The sequence below is a fragment of the Aeromonas sp. 604176 genome (assembly GCF_049170755.1).
Lineage (GTDB): Bacteria > Pseudomonadota > Gammaproteobacteria > Enterobacterales > Aeromonadaceae > Aeromonas > Aeromonas veronii_A.
Map to the genome: position 1 here is coordinate 1 of NZ_JAAKNE010000227.1, position 2,076 is coordinate 2,076.

Here is a 2,076-nt window from a genome sequence, read left to right on the forward strand (position 1 = left end):
GCCCTTTAGGGTGACCTAAAAAGGTCCCTTTTGACGGGTTATTCATTGGAACTTCCACCTGTGTCTTATATTTTTTTGAGTTTTTTATGCAAGGGCGAGAAACACGCCTCAATCCTTATAGAGCATGTGTGAATAAATTACAACATTATGATTTGCTGAGAGTTTATTTACTCCTGATTGATTTTTTGTTGCAAAAATGAAAAAGGAGCATCGTTTGATGCCCCTTAAATACGTCTATAAAAAACAGATTTATCAGCGATTACAACTGCTTGACGAACTGCTTCAGCCAGCCGATGAATTCACCATTCAGCTCGTGATGGCGCACACCATATTCCACATTGGCTTTCATGTAGCCCAGCTTGCTGCCGCAATCGTGGCTCTTGCCCTTCATGAAGTAGGCGTTGACCTGCTCCTGCTCCATCAGCATGGCGATGGCATCAGTCAGCTGGATCTCGTCACCGGCACCGGCCGGGGTCTTCTCCAGCAGCGGCCAGATATTGGAGGAGAGGACATAACGACCCACCACCGCCAGATTGGAGGGGGCTTCGTCACGGGGCGGCTTCTCGACAATGGCCTGCATCGGCAGGGACATCCCCTCGCTCAGGGCCTCGCCCTTGATGTCGGCGATGCCGTACTTGTCCACTTCGCTCTCGGGAACCGCTTCCACCATGATCTGGCTGATCTGGTTCTCTTCGAACATGTGTACCATCTCGGCCAGGTTGTCTTTTTTCGGGTCGCTGGCCACTTCATCAATCAGTACATCCGGCAGCAGCACGGCGAAGGGGTTGTCACCGATCAGCGGGCGGGCGCACAACACTGCGTGGCCCAGACCTTTGGCCTCACCCTGGCGGACGTGCATGATGGTGACGTCTTTCGGGCAGATCTGTTGCACCTCTTCCAGCAGCTGACGCTTGACTCGCTTCTCGAGGGTCGCTTCCAGTTCGAAACTCTTGTCGAAGTGGTTTTCGATGGAGTTCTTGCTTGAGTGGGTGACCAACACGATCTCTTTGATACCGGCGGCGATGGCTTCACGCACTACGTACTGGATCAGCGGTTTGTCGACCACCGGCAGCATCTCTTTCGGGATGGCCTTGGTGGCTGGCAGCATACGGGTACCCAGACCGGCTACCGGGAGCACGGCCTTGCGAACTGTCAGAGGAGTCTTTTTCATGGAAAACTATCCAGCGGGATTAAAGTGCGGCCATGATACTCCAAGAAAAATGGGGCAGCCACAGGCTACCCCATTCGTATATGCAGAGCTCGGACGTTATTTGACGATGATCATGTCACGGTTGGCTTCCAGCGTGGCCGGGCCAATGCCATTGACATCCGCCAGCTGATCGACCGAGGTGAACTTTCCTTGTTTTTCCCGATAGTCGACGATGGCTTGTGCCTTCTTGTCACCAATCCCTTTCAGGCTGGTGAGTTCGGCAAGGGTGGCGGTATTGATATTTACCTTCCCGCTCTCAACAGCTGCGGGCGCCGCAGTTGTCTGTTTGGGAACGGTTTTATCGGCCGCCAGCACGGGTTGGTTCAACAGGGGCAAGCAGGCCAGCAACATCACTGCAGAGAGCTTCTTCATCAGCATTTCCATTCCTCCATGATGTGGATATTGCCGAGTGGCACATTGATGAATAGCGTATCGAGTGGGTCTTTTTCACTGCAATTATTGACAGGCTTGTTCCTCCTCCCAATGACTGAAAATTTGCTATAAGCAGTCAGCCTGCGCCGTTATCTATTACCAACCATATGCTATTGCATGTCTTTTAAACTCTGTTTCGATCGGGCGTCACGCTGGTTTCCTAGTGTTCTGTCAGCTCCGAACTCCGATAGAACGGATAGCATTATTCTGTTACACGCCAGATTGGTGGAGTTTTTCTCTGGTTGGCAAAAGAGTACCAATAAAAAAAGCTGCTCACCTTGGGTGAGCAGCCTTTGTGATCGGTTTTTTCAGGCGGATGCTGATTAAGCTTGTTCGTCAGCCTGAGCTGCCTGGATACCGGTCAGGGCGATGGTGTAGACGATGTCGTCCACCAGGGCGCCACGGGAGAGGTCGTTGACCGGCTTGCGCATGCC

General features: G+C 52.4%; 3 protein-coding genes. All 3 read right to left on the reverse strand.

Translation table 11 applies throughout. The annotated features are described in order from the left end of the window. Positions 1–259: 259 nt before the first annotated feature. Positions 260–1,171: a UTP--glucose-1-phosphate uridylyltransferase GalU gene (galU, locus tag G5358_RS20880; protein ID WP_005339121.1), complete on the reverse strand. Its 912-nt coding sequence runs from the start codon at positions 1,169–1,171 to the stop codon at positions 260–262. Positions 1,172–1,267: 96 nt separating this feature from the next. After that, entirely contained in the window at positions 1,268–1,588 is a 321-nt protein-coding gene (locus G5358_RS20885; RefSeq protein ID WP_216952910.1) for a ComEA family DNA-binding protein, read from the reverse strand. Between the two features lie 377 nt (positions 1,589–1,965). Continuing rightward, positions 1,966–2,076, reverse strand: a 111-nt coding sequence (locus tag G5358_RS20890; protein ID WP_421324859.1) for a phosphate acyltransferase, incomplete at its 5' end; no start/stop codon positions are given.

Coding starts and splice junctions, on each gene's coding strand:
- galU (WP_005339121.1), bottom strand. CDS start 1,171: ATGAAAAAGACTCCTCTGACAGTTCGCAAGGCCGTGCTCCCGGTAGCC.
- G5358_RS20885 (WP_216952910.1), bottom strand. CDS start 1,588: ATGCTGATGAAGAAGCTCTCTGCAGTGATGTTGCTGGCCTGCTTGCCC.